This window comes from Paracoccus versutus, assembly GCF_000763885.1.
GTDB classification, from domain to species: domain Bacteria; phylum Pseudomonadota; class Alphaproteobacteria; order Rhodobacterales; family Rhodobacteraceae; genus Paracoccus; species Paracoccus versutus.
This window is the reverse complement of sequence record NZ_JRKO01000001.1, coordinates 150,991-169,824: the sequence shown is the minus strand read 5'-3', so window position 1 is coordinate 169,824 and position 18,834 is coordinate 150,991. Positions and strand designations below refer to the sequence as shown.

The 18,834-nt window shown below is 64.9% G+C and carries 14 protein-coding genes and 1 pseudogene; 9 read left to right on the top strand and 6 right to left on the bottom strand.

Translation table 11 applies throughout. The features are described from left to right. Positions 1–12 precede the first annotated feature (12 nt). Positions 13–912 (bottom strand): annotated as a pseudogene (locus IT40_RS00800) (AraC family transcriptional regulator). A 175-nt stretch (positions 913–1,087) separates the two neighbouring features. Here IT40_RS00800 and IT40_RS00795 point away from each other — a divergent pair. The 7 genes from IT40_RS00795 (at position 1,088) to IT40_RS00770 (ending at position 8,510) form a co-directional block, all read left to right on the top strand. Then, a complete protein-coding gene (locus IT40_RS00795) occupies positions 1,088–2,125 on the top strand; it encodes an aldo/keto reductase (protein WP_036749339.1) in 1,038 nt (345 codons plus the stop codon). A gap of 294 nt (positions 2,126–2,419) precedes the next feature. Further along, positions 2,420–2,584, top strand: coding sequence for a hypothetical protein (locus IT40_RS28230; RefSeq protein ID WP_156933710.1), 165 nt, complete (start codon positions 2,420–2,422; stop codon positions 2,582–2,584). Positions 2,585–2,881: 297 nt separating this feature from the next. Next, positions 2,882–4,813: a recombinase family protein gene (locus IT40_RS00790; protein ID WP_243700140.1), complete on the top strand. Its 1,932-nt coding sequence runs from the start codon at positions 2,882–2,884 to the stop codon at positions 4,811–4,813. Between the two features lie 369 nt (positions 4,814–5,182). Next, positions 5,183–5,404, top strand: coding sequence for a heavy-metal-associated domain-containing protein (locus IT40_RS00785; RefSeq protein WP_024845349.1), 222 nt, complete (start codon positions 5,183–5,185; stop codon positions 5,402–5,404). Between the two features lie 86 nt (positions 5,405–5,490). Beyond that, positions 5,491–7,440 (top strand): heavy metal translocating P-type ATPase, encoded by a 1,950-nt coding sequence (locus IT40_RS00780; protein ID WP_036749210.1) that lies wholly within the window; start codon positions 5,491–5,493, stop codon positions 7,438–7,440. 97 nt (positions 7,441–7,537) lie between these two features. Then, complete coding sequence (locus tag IT40_RS00775) at positions 7,538–8,182, top strand: DUF924 family protein (protein ID WP_024845347.1); 645 nt, start codon at positions 7,538–7,540, stop codon at positions 8,180–8,182. A gap of 97 nt (positions 8,183–8,279) precedes the next feature. Next, on the top strand, positions 8,280–8,510 hold the full coding sequence (locus IT40_RS00770) for a hexameric tyrosine-coordinated heme protein (protein ID WP_024845346.1): 231 nt from the start codon (positions 8,280–8,282) through the stop codon (positions 8,508–8,510). A gap of 50 nt (positions 8,511–8,560) precedes the next feature. Here the strand turns inward: IT40_RS00770 and IT40_RS00765 are convergent, their stop codons facing one another. Together IT40_RS00765 and IT40_RS00760 are read right to left on the bottom strand one after the other, a co-directional pair. Next, entirely contained in the window at positions 8,561–10,912 is a 2,352-nt protein-coding gene (locus IT40_RS00765; protein ID WP_036749209.1) for a heavy metal translocating P-type ATPase, read from the bottom strand. Positions 10,913–10,947: 35 nt separating this feature from the next. Next, positions 10,948–12,336, bottom strand: a complete 1,389-nt coding sequence (locus tag IT40_RS00760; RefSeq protein ID WP_036749208.1) for a mercuric reductase — start codon at positions 12,334–12,336, stop codon at positions 10,948–10,950. Between the two features lie 294 nt (positions 12,337–12,630). Between IT40_RS00760 and IT40_RS00755 the strand changes: the two genes are divergently transcribed. Then, positions 12,631–13,410 carry an acetoin reductase gene (locus tag IT40_RS00755; protein WP_036749207.1) on the top strand — a complete coding sequence of 260 codons (780 nt, stop codon included), beginning with the start codon at positions 12,631–12,633 and terminating at the stop codon, positions 13,408–13,410. Positions 13,411–13,662: 252 nt separating this feature from the next. Here the strand turns inward: IT40_RS00755 and IT40_RS00750 are convergent, their stop codons facing one another. The 3 genes from IT40_RS00750 to IT40_RS00740 all read right to left on the bottom strand — a co-directional run bounded on the left by IT40_RS00750 (position 13,663) and on the right by IT40_RS00740 (position 18,085). Beyond that, positions 13,663–15,594 carry a heavy metal translocating P-type ATPase gene (locus IT40_RS00750; protein ID WP_052095662.1) on the bottom strand — a complete coding sequence of 644 codons (1,932 nt, stop codon included), beginning with the start codon at positions 15,592–15,594 and terminating at the stop codon, positions 13,663–13,665. 145 nt (positions 15,595–15,739) lie between these two features. Continuing rightward, positions 15,740–16,975, bottom strand: coding sequence for a chromate efflux transporter (gene chrA / locus IT40_RS00745; protein ID WP_052095661.1), 1,236 nt, complete (start codon positions 16,973–16,975; stop codon positions 15,740–15,742). Between the two features lie 186 nt (positions 16,976–17,161). Further along, complete coding sequence (locus tag IT40_RS00740) at positions 17,162–18,085, bottom strand: LysR family transcriptional regulator (protein WP_036749204.1); 924 nt, start codon at positions 18,083–18,085, stop codon at positions 17,162–17,164. A 150-nt stretch (positions 18,086–18,235) separates the two neighbouring features. Here IT40_RS00740 and IT40_RS00735 point away from each other — a divergent pair, with 150 nt between their 5' ends. Further along, on the top strand, positions 18,236–18,832 hold the full coding sequence (locus IT40_RS00735; protein WP_036749201.1) for a TetR/AcrR family transcriptional regulator: 597 nt from the start codon (positions 18,236–18,238) through the stop codon (positions 18,830–18,832). Positions 18,833–18,834 lie beyond the last annotated feature (2 nt).

The following is an 18,834-nucleotide window of genomic DNA, read 5'->3' as shown; positions in this document are numbered from 1 at the left end:
GTTGCCGCCCCCTCAGCCTTCGACCTGCGGGGTGAGGCTCCTGCGGATCTCCTGCCCATCCCGCCCCGGCGGCGATCCGAACAGGCGGCGATATTCCCGGCTGAACTGCGACGGGCTCTCATAGCCGATGGCGTAGCCGATCCGGGCGACATCGGCATCGTCGGAGAGCAGCAGGCGGCGCGCTTCCTGCAGGCGAAGCTGCTTCTGGTACTGCACCGGCGTCATCGCCGTGACCGCCTTGAAGTGGCGGTGGAAGGTCGCGGGACTCATCCCGGCGACCTCGGCAAGCTGGCGTATGTTCAGCTGATCCGCGAAGCCCTCGCGGATGCAGGCGATGGCCCGGCCGATCCGCGCCATGCGGCTGCCCGCCAGGCCGATCTGGCGCAGCGCCGGCCCCATCGGTCCGCTCAGCAGAAGCCAGGTGATCTCCCGCCGGACTAGCGGCGCGAGGATCGCGATGTCGCGCGGCCGGTCGCACAGGGCCAGCAACCGGCAGAGCGGATGGGCAAGCTCCGGCCCAAAGGCATGGACCGCCAGCGCCGCACCGGCGGGGGCGTCGTCGGTGCCATCCAGTTCCAGCAGCAGATCGGAGATCGTCGCGGGGTCCAGCGTCAGGCTGAAGGCCAGGTAGGGCCGCTCCGGCGCGGCGCGGGTGATCTCGGCCCGGATCGGCACCTCCATCGACGCGATCAGGCATTTTCCGGCGTCATAGCGATAGGCGCGCTCGCCGAGCATGCTGGTCTTGGCGCCCTGCGCGACAACGCAAAGCGACGGGCGGTAGACGGCATGGATCGGCCCGGTCGGGGCGGTGACCGAGGTCAGCAGCAGCCCCTCGATCGGGGTTTCCCGGCCATGCGCTTGCCACTAGCGTGTGATCAGGTCTTTGAGCGGGGCAAGATGATCGTTTTCCATGGCTCGCAATCTAGGATCTATGCGCGTGGTTCGCAGCCCGGAATCGGCGCGCATGAGAGGATCGTGCAAGGATTTGCGAGGATCGGCGTGGCAACCTTGGGCAGGGCGGCCCTATCTTCGTCCTGATCCGGCGGCATTCCGCCCCGGCGATCCACCCGACATGAAGGAACATTCCATGCGCTACCGCACTCTCGGCCCCAGCGGCCTGCTGGTCTCGGAACTCTGCCTCGGCACCATGACCTTCGGCGGCTCGGAGGGCCTGTGGGGCCAGATCGGCCAGCTGCGCCAGGACGAGGCCGACAGGCTGGTCAAGGCGGCCTTCGACGCCGGCATCAATTTCATCGATACCGCCAATGTCTATGCCGGCGGCGAGAGCGAGCGGATCCTCGGCCAGGCCATCCGCAACCTCGGCATTCCGCGCGACGAGGTGGTGATCGCGACCAAGGTGATGGGGGTGATGGGCGAGGGCCCGAACGCCCGCGGCGCCTCGCGTGCCCACATTCTGGCGCAGGCCAAGGCCAGCCTGGAACGGTTGCAGATGGATCACATCGACCTCTACCAGATCCACGGCTTCGATCCGCTGACCCCGATCACCGAGACGCTCGAGGCGCTCGACACGCTCGTGCGGCAGGGCCATGTGCGCTATATCGGATTGTCGAACTGGGCGGCCTGGCAGATCGTCAAGGCTATCGGCATCGCTGATGCGCGCACGCTGGCGCCGATCCTGTCGCTGCAGGCCTATTACACGCTGGTCGGCCGCGATCTGGAACGCGAGATCGTGCCGATGCTGCAGGCCGAGGGCCTCGGCCTGATGGTCTGGAGCCCGCTGGCAGGTGGCTTCCTGTCGGGCAAGTACAGCGAGGGCAGCACCGCCAACGACGGCCGCCGGGCCAGCTTCGACTTCCCGCCGGTGGATCTGGCGCGTGGCGATGCCGCCATCGCCACAATGCGCGAGATCGCATCGGCCAAGACCTGCACGGTGGCGCAGGTGGCGCTGGCCTGGCTGCTGCATCAGCCGGTGGTGACCAGCGTGATCGTTGGGGCGAAGCGGATCGAGCAGTTGCAGGACAATATCCGTTCGACCGAGGTGGCGCTCACCGCCGAGGACCTGGCCGCGCTCGATGCGGTGACCAAGCTGCCCGCCGAATATCCGGGCTGGATGCTGGAACGCCAGTCGCAGTATCGCGCGCCGTTTGCCTCGCAGAAGGGCTGATATTTCGGCGTCGCCCTGCTCATAGGCGCAGGCGGGGCGACGACACCGGTGCCGGGCGTGGAGCTTGGCTTTGCTGCGCGCAGGGTGCGGCGAAGCCTGCGATGATTACCTCGGCGTCGCTGGAATCGTTCTTCCCGGTGGAAAAGGTCATGCGGCTGCTTGGCGTCACGCTATCGTCTCTGGAACCGCAAGACGAGGACGGCGGGGAGGAACAACTGAGCCTCGGCCTCCCAAGGGGAGTATGAGGACGTGCCTTCGGGCAGCGGCCTCTGAACGCGAAGCATGAATGCCTAGATGCTCGATCACCAGCTGCGGAACCCCGCCGATCTCCATCCCTCGCCGCCAGATATCCCGCGACTTTCCAGTATTTTTACGCCAAGCTGCGATGACGCCGCCGCGCAGCGCCCCCTGCAGCAGGCGCGGCAGCGCCGGTTTACGCTGTACTGCGCCGAGGCTTGATGCGATGCGCCCGAACCCGCCTGTGATTCCGCTTGGTCCTGCGCCACGATTCTTCTGGCGCGGATCCAACCGCGCGGCGAGCGGAACAGGGCAATGGCACGGCGGAGGCAGACAGTTGCGGAACGGCTGCGGGTGGTCCCTGAACCCACCCGGGAGTCCGCTGCTCCCCTGCCCTCCCCGGACCGGCGGCTTGCGGACCTGGTCCGCCTGCTGGCCCGGCGCGCGGCGCGGGATTTCGTCGAGGCCGAAGATCGCGAGAACGGCAGAGACCACCCCGACTGACCAGGAGGCCCGCGCATGAAGGTTGCCATCTACGCCCGCTATTCATCAGACCTGCAGCGCGAGGCCTCGATCGCCGACCAGTTCCGCATGTGCCGATTGCGTGCCGAGAAGGAAGGCTGGACGGTGGTCGAGGAATATTCCGACCATTCCATCTCCGGCTCCAGCATGATCCAGCGTCCCGGCCTCCAGGCGCTGATCATGGATTCGACGCGCGGCCGCTTCGACATTGTGCTGGCCGAGGCGCTGGACCGGGTCAGCCGCGACCAGGAGGATATCGCCGGCATCTACAAGCGCATGCGCTATGCCGACCTAAAAATGTTCACGCTGTCCGAAGGCGAGATCAGCGAGCTGCATGTCGGCCTGAAGGGCACGATGAACGCGCTGTTCATCAAGGACCTGGCCGACAAGACCCGCCGGGGCCTGCGCGGCCGGGTCGAGGACGGCAAGTCCGGCGGCGGCAACTCCTACGGCTACGACGTGGTCAAGCAGTTCGATGCCAATGGCGAGCCGATCCGCGGCGACCGGACGATCAACGAAGCGCAGGCCGCCGTCATCCGCCGCATCTTCGCCGACTACAACGCCGGACTCTCCTCGCGCACCATCGCCATGACGCTGAACCGCGAAGGCGTGCCCGGTCCCATGGGCCGGGAATGGGGGCCATCGACCATCCATGGCAACCGCGAGCGCGGCACCGGCATCCTGAACAACGAGCTCTATGTCGGTCGCCTCGTCTGGAACCGGCTGCGCTACGTCAAGGATCCCGACACCGGTCGCCGGGTCTCACGGCCGAACCCGGAAAGCGAATGGGTGATCCAGGAGGTGCCGGACCTGCGCATCGTCGACCAAAGCCTCTGGGATGCGGTCAAGGCCCGCCAGGGCGAACTGGCCTTTTCGACCCGCACGCGGCCCAACGGCAATCCGCTGAACGACCGCCGCCGCCCGAAGCATCTCTTCGCGGGTCTCATCAAATGCGGCTGCTGCGGCGGGGGCTATTCGATGATCTCGAAGGATCTGCTGGGCTGCTCGACGGCGCGCAACAAGGGCACCTGCGACAACCGCGTCAACATCCGCCGCGACGCGCTCGAGGCCTCGGTCCTGAACGGGCTCAAAAAGCACCTGATGGAGCCGGACCTGTTTCGGGAATTCTGCGCCGAGTTCACTCGGGAGGTGAACCGGTTGCGCATCGAGCGTGGCGCCGATCTGGAGGTCGCGCGCCGGGACCTGGATCGCACGATCCGAGAACTCGACAAGGCCATCGACGCCATACTGCAGGGCGTCCCGCCGTTGACGCTCAAGGACAAGATTACGCAACTCGAAGCGCGCAAGGCGGAACTGACGGAGAAACTGGCCAATGCCGACGAGCCGCCTCCCCTGCTGCATCCGAACATGGCGGCGCTCTATGCCCAACGCATCGCCGAACTTTCGGAGAACCTGCGGCACGAGGACAGCCGCGCCCAAGCGGCGGAGATCCTGCGCTCGCTGGTCGATCAGGTGACGCTGGTGCCGGAAGATGGCGAACTGGCCATCGTGCTGCGCGGCGATCTCGGCGCCATCCTGCGCTTCGCGGCCGGCAAGAAGGATCCGGCTTTCCTGTCGGAAGCCGAGGCGCTGGACAATCTGCTGGCGCAATCGGGCGGCTCGCGGAAGCCGTCGCGCGGACAGCAAAAAACCTCCGCAGCCGGAGCTTTGGAGGTTTCGCAATTATCGTTGGTTGCGGGGGCTGGATCTAATCTTCACTTGCTGCCCGAACAAGTAAAGATGGTTGCGGGGACCGGCGTCGATCATAACTTGCAATCTACGCCGGTAAAGATGGTTGCGGGAGGGCGCAACCATCTTTACTTGCGATCAAGTGGCGGACATTTGCCTCTTGGCGCCGCACCTGACGCCGAGGAAACGGCCGCTGATGGAGGTAACTTTCTTTCAGCCTTATTCCGAACAGCGGCGTAGAAAGCGACCGCAGCTTGGATCGGATTCGAATGCGTTGGTACGTGCTCGCGTCAAATACCGATCAAGGGATGCGGGGGAACTCAACCTACTCGTCATCCCCCAGAAGAAGTGAACCGCTCAGGGATTGCCGGAGGCGTTTTAGTTTGAGTCACGCGGCCATGGGTTGGGCTTCCAGCATGGCGTAATAGCGTTCCTCGGCTTCGGCCGGAACCGACCCCAAAGTGGTCGCCCGATGATTCAGAACCAAGGCAGTGGCCTGTGTATTCGTGCAAGCTTGGCTTGCCGGTTTCGCCAATCGCAATGCGGGTTCGAACCCTTAGATCAATGAGGCAGGGGACACCCCTCCCCACTATCGAAAGGAACCCGATCATGACCCAGAAAACCATCCTTCGCAGCGACGAACTTTCGTGCCCCTCCTGCGTGCCGAAGATCGAGAAAGCGCTCAACGCCCTTCCTGGTGTGGCAAAGGCCGAGGTGCGCTTCAACACCGGCAAGATCGAGGTCGAGCACGACCCCGCGCAATCGAGCGTTGAAGCGTTGGTCGAGGCGGTGCGCGGAACCGGCTATGAGGCACAGCCTGCCGCCTTCTGATCGGCACTCCACCTTTTTCGCCGCGCCGCGCGCCGGCGCGGCCGGCACGCTTTTCCGGCATGGTTGAAGATGAAAGGAGCGATGAGATGAGCAATCTTGTCAGCAGGATCAGGAGCGCCTTCGTGCATCCGGCACGGCGACGCTTCTGGTTGACGGTCGGCAGCGGCGGGTTGATCGCGGCCGGCCTTCTGGCGCGCTACGGTTTCGGCATGGTCGAGGCATGGACGGCGCTGATGGTCGCGGCAGCTTTTGTTGCCGGCTCCGATATCGCCATCCGCGCCTGGCGCTCGCTGCGTGTAAGGCATTTCAGCATCGAACTGCTCGTCACCGTCGCGGCGGTCGGCGCGTTGTTTATCGGCGAGGTCTGGGAGTCGGCGGCCGTCACCTTCCTGTTCATGTTCGGTGGCTGGCTTGAGGCGCGCACCATGGGACAGACCCGAGGGGCGCTGAAGGCATTGCTCGATGCCGCGCCCGCCACCGCGACCGTGCTGCGCGACGGCGATCCCGTCGAAATGCCGGCTCATATGGTCCAGCTTGGCGAGACCGTGCTGGTCAGGGCCGGTCAGCGTATCCCGGTGGACGGCGAGGTGACCGAAGGCACCGCCGCCGTGAGCGAGGCAGCGATTACTGGTGAGCCGATGCCGGCCGAGAAAGCGCCGGGCAGCCACGTTCATGCAGGAACGATCGCCGAGAACGGGTTGCTGCGCATCCGCGCCACCAATGTCGGCGCCGACACCACCCTTGCCCGCATCATTCAGCGCGTCGAGGAGGCGCAGGAGGAAAAAGCCCCGAGTCAGCGCATGATCGAGCGCTTCGCGCAATGGTATACGCCCTCGATCATCGGACTTGCGGTCGTCGCCTTCGCCGTGACGCAGGATATCCGTCTGGCGCTGACGCTGCTGGTCGTCGGCTGCCCCGGCGCGCTGGTGATCTCGACGCCGGTGTCCATCGTCGCCGGCATCGGCCGCGCGGCGCGCAGCGGCATCCTGATCAAAGGCGGCCAGCATCTGGAAAGTGCGGGCCGGATCGACACGCTGGCGCTCGACAAGACCGGCACGCTGACGGAAGGCAAACCGCAGCTCGCCTCCATCGTCGCGCTGGGCGGAGTGACGGAAGCCGAGTTGCTGCATCTGGCCGCAACCGCCGAGGCTGGATCGACCCACCCGCTCGGGCGTCCGATCGTCGAGGCCGGCCGCAAGAACGGGCCGCTTTCCACGCCTGAAACGCTGGAGGAGCACGCCGGCATGGGCCTGAGCGCCCGCATCGACGGCCGGACCGTTGCCGCTGGCAACCGACGCCTGATGGATACGCTCGGCATCGCGCTGGGCCAGGAGGGCGAAGCCGCACTGGACCGCCTGCTGTCCAACGGCCAGACGCCGATCCTGGTGGCGCGTGACGGGCAGCTGATCGGGCTGCTGGGCATGTCTGACATGGCCCGTGAAGGCGCGGCGGAGGCCATCGCCCGGCTGCGCGACATCGGCATAGGCCGCGTGGTCATGCTGACCGGCGACCAGCATGGCGCCGCCGAAGCCATTGCCCGCGAGGTCGGCATCGACGAGGTCCATGCCGGGCTGATGCCCGAGGACAAGTTGGAACTGATCCGGAAGATGAAGGCGGATGGCGCGCATGTCGCCATGGTCGGCGACGGCATCAACGATGCCCCTGCTCTTGCCGCCGCCGACACCTCGATCGCCATGGGCGCGGCCGGCAGCGACGTCGCCATCGAGACCGCCGACATCGCGCTCCTGAAGGACGATCTCGGCAAGATCCCCGAGGCGATGGCGATCTCGCGCGCAACGCTGGGCAATATGCGCCAGAACCTCGTCATCGCGCTGGTGACAGTGGCCGGACTGCTGGCGGGCGTGTTTTCCGGCGATGTCCACATGGCGGGCGGCATGCTGGTCCACCAGCTTTCGGTGCTGATCGTCATCGCCAACGGCATGCGTCTACTGCGCGTGCCGAAGGCCACCGCACCCGGCGGGAGGGCAGCAAAAGCCGCCGCCACCCGGCCGGCGACTGTGGCCGCGCGAGGCTGACGCCTCGCCTCCTGGCAGACCCCGTTCCGATGCGGGGTCTGTTGTTTTTGCAGCGTCAATCCTGTCTCATCGTCCGGAACTATCTGAAAGGATCGATATGGATGCCAGGACCGCCCCGTGGAACGACGTTCTCGACTTCTGGTTTCCCGAAGGCCGCTCGTCAGGGATAGCGGCTGGAACTCATCGCGATCACTGGTCGTGGCGGCTGCATGGCGGCGCAGACGACAAAATCGTCGCGCGCTTCGCCGACCTCACGAGCAGCGCAGCTTCAGGCGATCTCGACGACTGGGCCGGCGACCCCGAAGGCAGGCTGGCGCTCATCATCGTGCTCGACCAGTTCTCGCGCTCGCTCTGGCGCGGCACGCCACGCGCATTCGCGCAAGACCCTGCCGCGCTGTCGCTGGCGATGGAGGGGTTCTCCAACGGCCACTACGCATCGCTGGGCACGCCCTGGTTCAGGATCGTCTACAGTCAGCCCCTTGGCCATTGCGAAGGCCCGGATCACCTTGCGCGCATCGATCTGCTCATCAGGCTTCGCGAAGAGATCGCAGCGGAAGCCCCCGCTTCCCTTCAGCCGATATACCAGTCACTGGTGAAACAGGCCGGTGATGTGCGCAAGGTCATCGCCGCTTTTGGCCGTCACCCGCACCGCAATCAGGTCCTCGGCCGGGAATCGACGCAGGCGGAAGAAGCTTACATCGCCGAAGGGGATTTCCCGCACGACAGGGCGTTTCAGGCGTAACTTCTGGAAACGAAACTCATCACGGGGTGATGCTTTCGCTAGCTGCTCGGGTAGATTACGGTTGCTGCGCACTCATATTCTCTGGAAGGAAAACATCATGGCTGACACTTGGCTTCCCTCACTCAAGACAGCGACCCCGCAGGAGGGGTTCGACCTTGCCACCAAAATGGCGCGGGTCGGCGTCAAGGTGACCCAGCCTTCCGCCGAGATTCGCGACAAGCTGCGCGCGGCCTACGATCAGGACACCGCGCAACTCATCGCTTCCTCGCAGGTGATCGCCATCCATTTCCAGACGGTTGCGGCCGCCAACAATTATTGGCGCGACTGACGCCCTCGCCTACGACTGATGCGAGGGCGTCCGTCGCGCCAGCGTTTCAGTCAAAGTTTCAATCCGCGCAATCGCAGCGCGTTGGCGATGACGCTGACCGACGACAGCGACATGGCGGCGGCCGCGATGATCGGTGACAGAAGGAGGCCGAAAGAAGGGTAAAGCACGCCCGCGGCAATCGGGATGCCGGCGGCATTGTAGATGAAGGCGAAGAACAGGTTCTGGCGGATATTCGCCATCGTCGCCTGCGACAGACGCCGCGCTTTCACGATCCCCATGAGGTCTCCCTTGAGTAAGGTGACGCCGGCGCTTTCGATGGCGACATCGGTGCCCGAGCCCATGGCGATGCCGACATCGGCGGCGGCAAGCGCGGGCGCGTCATTGACGCCGTCGCCCGCCATGGCAACCACACGGCCTTCAGCCTTGAGACGGCTCACCACGGCGCTCTTTGCATCCGGCAGCACGTCGGCCTCGACCTCATCGATGCCCAGTTGACGCGCGACAGCTTCGGCTGTGGTTTTATTGTCGCCGGTCAGCATCACGATGCGGATGCCTTCGCCATGCAGCGCGTTCAGCGCCTCCTGCGTCGTCGCCTTCACCGGATCGGCAATGGCGAAGATGCCACCCGCCTTGCCATCGACGCCGATATAGATCGCCGTGGCGCCATCATGGCGCAAGGCGTCCGCCCGTTCGGCAAGGGCCGACGCATCGACACCATGCTCCTTGAGGAACGCCGCATTGCCGAGCGCGATCGCCTTGCCCTCGACGGTGCCGAGCGCGCCCTTGCCGAGAGGGGAGTCGAAGTCCACCACGGGCGGGACCTCGATGCCCTTCTTCTCCGCCGCCTCCACAATCGCCAATGCCAGCGGATGTTCCGACGCCTTCTCGACGCCAGCGGCAAGCCGCAGGATTTCCGTTTCGTTAAAACCGCCTGCCGCCACGATCGCCGTCACCGACGGCTTGCCCTCGGTGAGCGTGCCGGTCTTGTCGACGACGAGCGTGTCGACCTTCTCCATATGTTCGAGCGCTTCGGCGTTCTTGATCAGGACGCCGGCGCTGGCGCCCTTGCCGACGCCGACCATGATCGACATCGGCGTCGCCAGCCCCAATGCGCAGGGACAGGCGATGATCAGAACCGAAACGGCCACGACCAGCCCGTAGGCGAAGCGCGGCTCGGGACCCCAGATGCCCCAGACGATGAAGGCCAGAATCGCGATGACGATGACCAGCGGCACGAACCAGCCCGAGACCTGATCGGCCATGCGCTGGATCGGCGCGCGCGAGCGCTGCGCATCGGCGACCATCTGCACGATGCGCGACAGCATGGTATCGCGGCCGACCTTTTCGGCGCGGATCACCAGCGCCCCGGTCTGATTCAGCGTGCCGCCGATGACCTGATCGCCCACAGTGCGGGTGACAGGCATGGATTCGCCGGTGACCATCGCTTCATCAAGCGAGGAGCGTCCGTCCTCGACGACGCCATCGACCGGCACGGTCTCGCCGGGCCGCACACGCAGCCTGTCGCCGAGGGCAACGTGCTCGACCGGAACGTCTTCCTCCACGCCATCGTCACCGACGCGCCGCGCCGTCTTCGGCGCCAGATCGAGAAGCGCCCTGATCGCGCCCGAGGTCTGCTCACGGGCGCGCAGTTCCAGCACCTGGCCAAGCAGCACCAGAACGGTGATGACCGCCGCCGCCTCGAAATAGACCGCGACCGTGCCATCTTCCGCGCGAAAGGCGGCGGGGAAAATACCCGGCGCAAGGGCGGCGACGATGCTGTAGGCCCAGGCGACGCCCGTGCCCATGGCGATCAGGGTGAACATGTTGAGGCTGCGATTGACCAGCGACGCCCAGGCGCGCTCAAAGAACGGCCATCCGCACCACAAAACCACCGGCGTCGCCAGAACGAGCTGAACCCAGATCGATATCCGCATCGGCACCAGATGATGCAGTGCGGGAATAAGGTGACTGCCCATTTCGAGCACGAAGACCGGAGCGGCGAGGACCAGCCCGATCCAGAAGCGCCGTGTCATGTCGGCGAGTTCCGGGCTGGGGCCGCTGTCGGCGGTCACCATCAACGGCTCCAGCGCCATGCCGCAGATCGGGCAGCTTCCCGGCCCATCCTGCCGGATCTCGGGATGCATCGGACAGGTCCAGATCGCGCCCTCGGGCGCGTCCGGAGCGGGCGCCGCGTCTCCTGCAAGATATCGGGCGGGGTCCGCCTTGAATTTCGCCTTGCAGGAAGCCGAGCAGAAATAGTGAGTGTGACCCTCATGGGTCAGGTGATGTTCCGCCGTCTGCGGATCGACCTCCATGCCGCAGACGGGGTCCTTCACAAGATGCGCATGACCCGAATGGTCATGATCATGCGAATGGTGCTGATGCTTACCGTGTCCGTTCATTCTCTAACCCGCCGCCTCACCTGAGCCTGGAAAATTCATCTTTTCGCTACATTGCCGAACAGCGCGTTCAGCCCCTCGGCCATCGTCGGATGCGCAAGAATGGCGTCGCGCAGGACGCTGTAGGGCAACCCGCCGAGCATGGCTGCCTGCACCACGGCCATCACTTCCCCGGCCTCCGAACCGATCATGGCAAAGCCTGCGATCCGGTCCTGCGGATCGACCAGCGCCTTCACGAAGCCCGAGGTTTGCGAGGTCGTCCGCGTCCGCAGCACTGCCTTCATCGGCAGTTTCGCGACGCGCATATCAATTCCACTGGCGTGCGCTTCCGCTTCGCTCATGCCGATGCGGGCAAGCGGCGGGTCGATGAACATGCAATAGGGCATCAGCCGCCCTGTGGTCGTTCTGTCCCCACCATCGAGATTGTCCCGGATAATTCGGAAATCATCGAGCGATGCGTGGGTGAATTGCGGACTTCCCGCGCATTCTCCGATGGCCCATACGTCCCTTGCAGTCGTCTCCAGTCGATCGTTCACCTTGATGGTGCCGCGATCCGTCAGCGCAATGCCTGCCTCTTCAAGCCCTATGCCTTGCGTGTTGGGGGTGCGGCCGGCCGCGACCAGAATGTCCGTGCCCTCGATCGTTCTTGAACCGTCCGGCGTCCGAATGGTGACGCGCACGCTTTCGCCCGACCGGCCCTCCACCTTCTCGACTTCGGCAGACAAAAGCACCTCTATGCCTTCCGCCTCCAGAATCCGCCGAACTTCTTCGGAAACATCCTCGTCCTCGCGCTTCAGCATACGCGGGCCACGGTCCACAATGGTGACGCGACTGCCGAAGCGCTGATAGGCCTGCGCCAGTTCAAGCCCGACATAGCCCCCGCCGAGAACGATCAGGTGGGCCGGCAACCGGTCCAGTTCGAGCGCTTCGATATGGGTGAGCGGCTTGGCTTCGGCCAGACCGGGGACGGGCGGAATGGTTGCATGCGTCCCAAGGTTGAGAAACAGCTTTTCAGCGACGAGCAGCCGCGTCCCGCCATCGTTCAGCGCGATCTCGACCGCGCTTGGCGCGACGAGGCGGGCGTTGCCCATGATGAGTTCCGCGCCCGTCGCCTCGTAGCGTTCCAGATGAAACGTCACGAGGCTTTTGACCATGGCGCGCTTGCGCTCCACAACCGTCTTCATGTCGACCGAGACGGGGCCGGTCGCAACGCCATACTCCCCGGCGTGGGCAACGGCATGGGCGATACCCGCGCTCCAGATCTCGTTCTTGCTTGGCAGGCAGTTGATGTTGGGGCACGAGCCGCCGATCCAGCGCCGCTCGATGACAGCCACCTTCTGGCCGGCTTGCGCCATATGCCAGGCGAGGTATTTGCCGCCTTCGCCACTGCCGATTACGACGGCGTCGTAGCGCTCCGCTTCCGTCATCAACTACGCATCCTTCAGCAACACCGCCCCTATCCAAGCGATGAAAATATGCCACCCGGCCCTCTATGCGGGATCATGTCATACTCTTGCGGGGTCGGACAATTACTGTTGCTATTGCGAGCAGCCCCTTGAAGTAGCCTTACTGCCAGTTTCGGCGCCGTCGCATCATTTCTGGGCCGGGGCCTTAAAATGGGCCATGATCAGGGAGTGTAGTCGGTTTTGCCCTGGCTGTATTGTCCGAAAGGGAACATGCCGACTTGCGAAGGATTGGCCGACTTTCTGTAGGAGAAAATCATGTCTTTGAACGATAAAGTCATATTGGTAACCGGCGCTGGCCAGGGGATCGGACGCGGCATTGCGCTGCGGCTTGCAAAGGAAGGCGCCAACCTCGCGCTGGCCGATGTCAAGGCCGACAAGCTCGACTCCGTTCGCAAGGAAGTCGAAGCGCTCGGACGCAAGGCCACCACCGTCGTCGCCGATGTCAGCAAGCGCGACGACGTCTACGCCGCCATCGACCATGCGGAAAAGCAACTCGGCGGATTCGACGTCATCGTCAACAATGCCGGCATCGCCCAGGTAAAGCCGATCGCCGACGTCACGCCCGAGGACATGGACCTGATTTTCCGGATCAACGTCGACGGCGTGCTCTGGGGTATCCAGGCGGCCGCAAAGAAATTCAAGGATCGCGGCCAGAAGGGCAAGATCATCAACGCCTGCTCGATCGCCGGACATGACGGCTTCGCCATGCTTGGCGTCTATTCGGCGACCAAGTTCGCCGTGCGTGCGCTGACGCAGGCCGCCGCCAAGGAATATGCCAGCGCGGGCATCACGGTGAACGCCTACTGCCCCGGCATCGTCGGCACCGACATGTGGGTGGAGATCGACGAACGCTTTTCCGAGATCACTGGAACGCCGAAGGGCGAAACCTACAAGAAATATGTCGAGGGCATCGCGCTGGGGCGCGCGCAGACGCCGGAAGACGTCGCGGCTCTCGTTGCGTTCCTGGCAAGCGCCGATGCCGACTATATCACCGGGCAATCCATCCTGACGGATGGAGGTATCGTCTATCGATAAGGCCCCTCGCCAATTCGCGAACGTTCAGAAGCGGCCGCACCGGGAAACGGCCTTGAGAGTTTCTCCCTCCAGCGGAATGGTTCCGTCTGGAAGAGCCGCCTTTGTCGAGAGAGTTGTCCTCTTGTTGCTAGGCATGGCCATCCCCGCCTTCGGCCGCGATTCACACCACAGGTTCTTCACCGACAATCACACCTGCTGAAGAGCGGTCGGTTCCTCATCTACGCGGGTTTCGGGGGGATTGCCGTCATCCGGTCAAACCCCTGACTGGTATGAAGGCTCTACAGGGCCGGCGTCGGGTTGGCGTCGCAGTGAGGTCGCACTGCGCGCCCGGATCGGGTCGGCGAGCAGCCTGAGGCCGTTTAGCACCACCAGCACCGTGCCGCCTTCGTGTCCGACGACCGCGAGCGGCAGCGGCAGGGCAAAGAACAGGCTCGAGGCGACCAGAAGCAGCATCATGCCGATGGCGAAAATCAGATTCTGACGGATGATCCGGCGGGTGCGCCGCGCCAGCCGATGGGCGGCGGCAAGGCGGGCCATGTCCTCCGACAACAGCGCGACATCGGCTGCCTGCAAGGCGACGTCGCTGCCCGCCGCGCCCATGGCGATGCCGACATCGGCCCGCGCCAGCGCGGCGGCGTCGTTCACCCCGTCGCCGACGAACGCCACCTTTCCACTTGTTGCAAGTTCGCCCACCAGCCGGACCTTGTCCTCGGGCAACAGATCGGCATGGACGTCCTGTGCCTCCAGTCCGAGTTCCGCGGCGATCCGCAAGCCGACAGGGCGCCGGTCGCCGGTCATCATGGCGATAGTGCCCACCCCAGCCGCCCTGAGCGCAGCCAACCCCGCGGCCGAGGTCGCGCGCGGGCGGTCGGCGACGGTGAGCGCACCATAGACCCGATCTCCCCGCCCCAGCCACACCACGGTCTGGCTACCATCCGTCAGCTGCGAAAATTCGGGTGCGTCGAGCGATGCGCCCATGCGCGCGGCCATGCGCGGATTGCCGGCCCAGAGCGGGCCCACGGCATCCTCCCCGGTGATCCCCTCACTGGGCACGGTTTCCACATCGCGCACCTCGGCGGCAGTTATGCCTTTTTCTTCGATGTGGCGGCGGATCGCATCGGCAATCGGATGTTCGGAATGCGCCTCGAGACCGGCGATCAATGACAGGAACCGCTCTTCGGCCTGTTCTCCCGATTCCGACGCCATCACCTGCGTCACCTCGGCCTTGCCAGTGGTCAGCGTACCGGTCTTGTCGAAGGCGAAGATATCGACCTCGGCCAGCGTCTCCAGCGCCGCGCCACCCTTGAACAGCACGCCGCCGCGCGCGGCCGCCGCCAATGCCGAGAGGATCGCGGCCGGGACCGATATCACTACCGCGCAGGGGCTGGCTGCGACCAGCAGCGTCGCGGCACGATAAAGCGCATCCTGCATCGTCCAGCCAAGCGCCAGGAATATAGCGAGAGCCAGCACCGCGCCGGCGAGCACCGCGATGGTATAGCGCTGGCCGAACCAGGCGCTGAACCGTTCGGACGGAGCGCGCGCGGCCTGTGCCTCAGTCACCAGCTCAATCATCCGCGCCACGGTGCTTTCCGCCACCGGGCGGGTGACGCGCACCACCAGCACGGCGTTGAGGTTCACCGTGGCCTCGAACACCTTCGCGCCGGGGCCTTTGCTGACCGGCATCGATTCGCCGGTGATCGTCGCCTCATCGAGCGAGCCTTCCCCTTCCGCCACCTCGCCATCGGCCGGCACACGCGCGCCGGGGCGCAGCACCACCATGTCGCCGGCGACGAGATCGCCCACCGGAACTTCCGTAACGGTGCCGTCAGGAGCGCGCCTCAGCGCGGTGTCTGGCCGCAACGCCATCAGTGCCTCAACCGCATGGCGCGCCCGGCCCATCGCCCGCTGCTCCAGCGTGGTCGAGAGGCTGAACAGCGTCAGCAGCACCGCCCCTTCGAGCGCAGCACCCACCGCGGCGGCGGCAAGGGCGGCCACGATCATCAGAAGATCGATGTCGAGAATCCGCTCGCGCCATAGCGACGTCAGGGCCCGGACCCCGGTCGGCACACCACCGGCCAGATAGACCAGCACGAGACCGACCGGCCCCCAAAGACCGGGGATCAAAAAGGCATCGACCGTCGCAAGCGCCATCCCGGCAAGCGTGATGCCGGTCAATGCTGTCATAAAGCGGTCGGAAGAAAGGTCGATTTGCAATTTGTGTTCCTGGCTGTGCCGCGACGGCGGCAGTGGCTGGGGGAGACCGGCGATAATGCGCCGGATGGGCTGACGCTATATTCCCGGTCGATCAGGCTCCGTTATTCCTTTTCCATCACGACATCGAGCTTACCTCCAGGATCGCGCCGCCGGCAGCCCCGATCAGCACCACGAGCCATGGCGGGAATTTCCAGCTCATCAAGGCTACGAAGCAGGTCAGCGCCAGCGCAAAGTCGCGGGGCGAACCGATCGCGCTGATCCAGAGCGGATCGTAGAGCGCAGCGCCCAGAATGCCGACCACCGCGGCGTTCGCCCCCGCCATCGGCGCCCGCACGCCGGAGCGTGCGCGCAGCGTGTTCCAGAACGGCAGCGCGCCGACAAGCAGCATGAAGCCCGGCAGGAAGATCGCAAAAAGGGCAAGCGTCGCGCCAGCGATCCCGTTCGGGCCGGGTTCGAGCAGCATGCCGAGATAGGCGGCGAAGGTGAAGAGCGGCCCCGGCACCGCCTGGGCCGCGCCATAGCCGGCCAGGAACGCATCGGGCGTGACCCAGCCCGGGCGAACCACTTCGGCTTCCAGCAAAGGCAAGACCACATGGCCGCCGCCAAATACCAGCGCACCAGCGCGATAGAAGGCGTCGATCACCGCCAGGTCCTGCGCGGGAAATAGCATCACAGCTAGCGGCAGGCCGATTATCAGGATGAAGAACAGCGCCAGCGCGATTATTCCCGCCTGCCGCGAGACCGGGAAATGCAGCGCTTCACCCGGCGCTCCCGCCGTGTCCCGGCAAAGCCAGAGCCCGGCGAGCCCACCGAGCAGGATTGCACCCAACTGGCCCGTCGCGCCCCCGATGAGCACCGCCATCAATACGGCGGCGAGCGCGATCGTCTGGCGTGAGCGGTCGGGACAAAGCGTGCGCGCCATCCCCCAGACAGCCTGCGCCACGATGGCCACCGCCACCAGTTTGAGCCCGTGCAATACCCCGATGCCGAGCGGGCCTGAAAACGCCGCAGCTCCAAGCGCGAACAGCATCAGCAGCAGGGCGGAAGGCAAAGTAAAGGCTGCCCAGGCAGCCAACGCACCCACTGGTCCCGCACGCTGCAAGCCCAATGCGAAGCCAACCTGGCTGGATGCTGGCCCTGGAAGGAACTGGCAGAGCGCGACCAGATCGGCATAGCCACGATCGTCGATCCAGCCGCGCCGGGCGACGAACTCCTCACGGAAATAGCCCAGATGCGCGATCGGTCCACCGAAGGAGGTCAGGCCCAATTTCAGGAAGGCAGCCAGAACCTCGCCGGGTGTTCCTTGTCGTCGGCGCTGAGTCACAACATTCAGCGTGTCATTGGCGGGCATGATCTCTCCGTGATGCTCGCGATTTCCGGGACTCGCCAGACGCCCTGAAAGGGCGCATGCGATCATTGTCCCTGTAATGGGGCAATGGAACAGACAGGTGACTGCCGAAGCGCGCGCCTCGTCGTTCCATCAGCTTCGCAAGTGGTGTCCACGGGACCGCACCCCGCAAGAGAGATAACGGATGAATCATGCCGTGGTTGTCCGGGGAAGACCAGCCTGCGGACGACGGCCCTCCAGAAGGTCGGCGTCGGTGGTTAGCGCATCAGCCATGAAGTCCATGAAGGCACGGATACGGGCGGTGTTGCGCAGATCCTCATGGGTCAGCAGCCACAGATCGAGCCGGAAATCTTCCGGAAACAGGGCGATGCGGACAAGGTCGGGGGTGCGGTCGGCTACGGCGCAAGGCAGCGGCGCAAGGCCGATTCCGGCCCTTGCCGCGGCAATCGCGGCCGAGATCGAGTTGGTGCGATAGATCGGCCGTATCGTCGGCAGCCAATCTGCCAACTGACGGCCGATCGCTCCATGTGACCGGCCGAAGCCGATCCAGTCGTTACCGGCAAGATCCTCATCAATCCCCTGAGCGGCGCGTTCTGCCGAGGCATAGGCTCCGAAGGCCAGCCGGCCGACGCGCCGGCCGACCAATATTTCCTGCGGCGTGTTGCCGATGCGCAGTGCGACATCGGCCTCGCGTCGGGTCAGGTCCAGGGGAGTGTCCGAAACGATCACTTCCAATTCGATCCCTGGCTGCGCTGCATGAAAGGCCGCCAGATGCGACGGCAATAACCCGATCGCCAGCATATCGATGGCTGTGATGCGGATAAGCCCGCTCAGGCGCTGGTCCTGTCCGGTCACCTGTCGCGACAGGGCGATAACTTCCTCGTCGATCCGGATGGCGGTCTCCTGCATGGCCTCTCCGGCGCCCGTCAGCGCATAGCCGTCCGGCAACCGCTCGAAGAGCCGGACGCCCAGACGTTCCTCGAAGGCGCCGAGACGGCGAAACACGGTCGAATGCGTTACGCCAAGGCTGCGTGCGGCTCCAGACAGCGTGCCCGCCCGGGAAACGGCGAGAAAGAAGCGCAGATCGTCCCAGTTCTGGTTCTGTGCATCCATGAAGGATCACCCTTTGCAAATCTGCTCCCACTGCCGGCAGCTTGTCGACATCTTGCCGGAAACACCGCGCGTTCGTTGTGCTCGTCAGAAAAGCTTGACCACGATCATTGCTCCACTTAAGTATGTGACTACTCACTTACTAGGTGTTTTATGCGAAAATCCGCGGAATTGCGCAAGGCCGAAATCGTCGCCGCCGTCCTCGACCTCGCCGACCGGATCGGACCGGATCGGGTGACGACAGGTGCTGCCGCATCAGCTGTCGGAGTAAGCCAGGCGGCCCTGTTCCGGCATTTCCCGACCAAGGACACGCTGTGGCTTGCCGTTGCGGATCAAGTGGCCGGGGAACTGGCTATGGAATGGGAACGGGCCCTGGCTGGGACTGATGGCCCCATCGACCGGGTCAAGGCGCTGATGGCCGCGCAACTGAGGCAGATTGTTTCCACACCGGCGCTGCCGATGCTGCTGTTCTCGCGCGAGCTGAATGTCGGCAATGAGGATTTGCGTGCGGCCTTTCGCGGCCTGCTGATGAAGTTTCAGGGTTTGATCGTGGCCGAACTGGCTCGCGGTCAGGACGCTGGCTTCTTGCGCCGCGAAGTCGCCCCGGAGGATGCCGCCGTTCTGTTGACGTCGCTGGTGCAGGGGATGGCGATCCGCTGGTCGCTCGGGGCGCGCAACTTCTCCCTGATCGGGGAAGGAAAGCGACTCCTCGACGTGCAATTGCGGCTACTGGCCGCGAAGGAGGATTAGGC

What these genes read in the sequence shown, in the direction of transcription:
- IT40_RS00795 (WP_036749339.1), top strand. Translation starts at nt 1,088, where the DNA reads ATGCGCTACCGCACTCTCGGCCCCAGCGGCCTGCTGGTCTCGGAACTC.
- IT40_RS28230 (WP_156933710.1), top strand. Translation starts at nt 2,420, where the DNA reads ATGCTCGATCACCAGCTGCGGAACCCCGCCGATCTCCATCCCTCGCCG.
- IT40_RS00790 (WP_243700140.1), top strand. Translation starts at nt 2,882, where the DNA reads ATGAAGGTTGCCATCTACGCCCGCTATTCATCAGACCTGCAGCGCGAG.
- IT40_RS00785 (WP_024845349.1), top strand. Translation starts at nt 5,183, where the DNA reads ATGACCCAGAAAACCATCCTTCGCAGCGACGAACTTTCGTGCCCCTCC.
- IT40_RS00780 (WP_036749210.1), top strand. Translation starts at nt 5,491, where the DNA reads ATGAGCAATCTTGTCAGCAGGATCAGGAGCGCCTTCGTGCATCCGGCA.
- IT40_RS00775 (WP_024845347.1), top strand. Translation starts at nt 7,538, where the DNA reads ATGGATGCCAGGACCGCCCCGTGGAACGACGTTCTCGACTTCTGGTTT.
- IT40_RS00770 (WP_024845346.1), top strand. Translation starts at nt 8,280, where the DNA reads ATGGCTGACACTTGGCTTCCCTCACTCAAGACAGCGACCCCGCAGGAG.
- IT40_RS00765 (WP_036749209.1), bottom strand. Translation starts at nt 10,912, where the DNA reads ATGAACGGACACGGTAAGCATCAGCACCATTCGCATGATCATGACCAT.
- IT40_RS00760 (WP_036749208.1), bottom strand. Translation starts at nt 12,336, where the DNA reads ATGACGGAAGCGGAGCGCTACGACGCCGTCGTAATCGGCAGTGGCGAA.
- IT40_RS00755 (WP_036749207.1), top strand. Translation starts at nt 12,631, where the DNA reads ATGTCTTTGAACGATAAAGTCATATTGGTAACCGGCGCTGGCCAGGGG.
- IT40_RS00750 (WP_052095662.1), bottom strand. Translation starts at nt 15,594, where the DNA reads ATGACAGCATTGACCGGCATCACGCTTGCCGGGATGGCGCTTGCGACG.
- chrA (WP_052095661.1), bottom strand. Translation starts at nt 16,975, where the DNA reads ATGCCCGCCAATGACACGCTGAATGTTGTGACTCAGCGCCGACGACAA.
- IT40_RS00740 (WP_036749204.1), bottom strand. Translation starts at nt 18,085, where the DNA reads ATGGATGCACAGAACCAGAACTGGGACGATCTGCGCTTCTTTCTCGCC.
- IT40_RS00735 (WP_036749201.1), top strand. Translation starts at nt 18,236, where the DNA reads ATGCGAAAATCCGCGGAATTGCGCAAGGCCGAAATCGTCGCCGCCGTC.